Raw genomic sequence first — 1,509 nt, forward strand, 5'->3', positions numbered from 1 at the left:
GGAGAGCTTCCCCTCACTCCGCCCGGCCGTCCGTCCCGCCGGCCACCGCTGCGCCGGTCGGGGACGTCGCCCTGGTGCGGGCCGCGAGTCCCGCACCACATCGAACATAAGTTCGACGCACTCACAGTAAAGCGCCCGGCCGCCGATTCGTCAACGTGTTCGAACGGGTGTCGCTTTCCGCAGGCCGGAGGCGTCCGCGCGGGCGTTCGCGCAGGCGAACGGGGGGCCGGACGGCCCGGAGCACCGTAGGGTGCTGGCATGCATCCGAATGTCGAACGGGTCGCCGCGGCGCTGCGCGGGCACGGCGCGGCCGGAGAGATCGTCGAGCTGCCGGACTCGGCCCGCACCGCGCAGGCGGCCGCGGACCAGCTCGGCTGCGAGGTCGGCGCGATCGCCAACAGCCTGGTGTTCGACGCCGACGGGGCGCCGCTGCTGGTGATGACGAGCGGCGCGCACCGGGTCGACACCGGCAAGGTCGCGCTGCTGGTGGGCGCGGAGAAGGTGCGGCGGGCGACGCCCGAGTTCGTCCGGGAGGCGACCGGGCAGCCGATCGGCGGGGTCGCGCCGGTCGGGCACCCGGCCCCGATCCGCACGCTCGTGGACGTGTGGCTGGACAAGTACGACGAGGTGTGGGCGGCGGGCGGGCATCCCCACACGGTCTTCCCGACCACCTACGAGGAGCTGCTGAGGATCACCGGGGGCGACCCGGCCGAGGTGGGTTGAGAGGCTGACGATGGAGATCTGGCACAACCCGCGCTGCTCGAAGAGCCGCGCGGCCAAGGCCGCGCTGGACGAGGCGGGCGTGGAGTACACCGAGCGGCGCTACCTGGACGAGCCGCCGACGGCCGACGAGCTGGACGCGGTGCTGAAGCGCATCGGCGCGGAGCCGTGGGACGTGGCGCGCCTCGGCGAGCCCGTCGCCAAGGAGCTGGGCCTGAAGGACCTCGAGCACGACCGCGCCCGGTGGATCGAGATCATGGTGGCGAACCCGGTGCTGATCCAGCGGCCGATCGTGCTGGCGGGCGAGGAGGCCGTGGTGGCGCGCGACCCCGACTCGGTCAAGAAGGCCCTCGACAGCCGCTGATGCCGGTGTGATTCTGGGGACCGGGACGCTGCGGCGTTCCACGCCGACGATGAGTGACGTCCGGGAGGGGCGATGACGGCGCAGATGCGCACCGGCCCGGCCGCGCGCGACCCGGACTTCCGGGGCATCGACCCGCCCGCGCTCGACCAGGTGATCCGGCAGCTGCGGGACGCGCAGGCCGCGATCTCGGGCTGGCTGAACGGGCACCGCCCGCCGGCCGGGGTCTCGCAGGCCGGGTACCGGCAGGCCGACCAGGTGGCGCACTGGGTCTCCGGCCAGCTCGGGATGCTGACGCGGCGGTACAACTTCGCGGTCACCCACCCCGACCCTGGCGGCGGGGTGGACGCCCCGCCCGTGCCGCGGCCCGCGCCGACGCCGAAGCGGACCGGCGGGTCCCCGGGCGGGACGCCCCGTCCGGTGCGCCC

General features: G+C 74.7%; 3 protein-coding genes. All 3 read left to right on the forward strand.

Features of this window, described 5'->3' with window-relative positions:
* The first annotated feature begins 258 nt into the window (after positions 1–258).
* Positions 259–723, forward strand: a complete 465-nt coding sequence (locus ABZ914_RS51190; RefSeq protein ID WP_190861834.1) for a YbaK/EbsC family protein — start codon at positions 259–261, stop codon at positions 721–723.
* Between the two features lie 10 nt (positions 724–733).
* Positions 734–1,084, forward strand: coding sequence for an arsenate reductase family protein (locus ABZ914_RS51195; RefSeq protein WP_500201793.1), 351 nt, complete (start codon positions 734–736; stop codon positions 1,082–1,084).
* A gap of 72 nt (positions 1,085–1,156) precedes the next feature.
* The coding region (locus ABZ914_RS51200) for a hypothetical protein (protein ID WP_500201794.1) at positions 1,157–1,509 on the forward strand (353 nt) is incomplete at its 3' end.

It is taken from the genome of Spirillospora sp. NPDC046719 (assembly GCF_040645715.1).
In the GTDB taxonomy this organism is placed as follows: Bacteria; Actinomycetota; Actinomycetes; order Streptosporangiales; family Streptosporangiaceae; genus Spirillospora.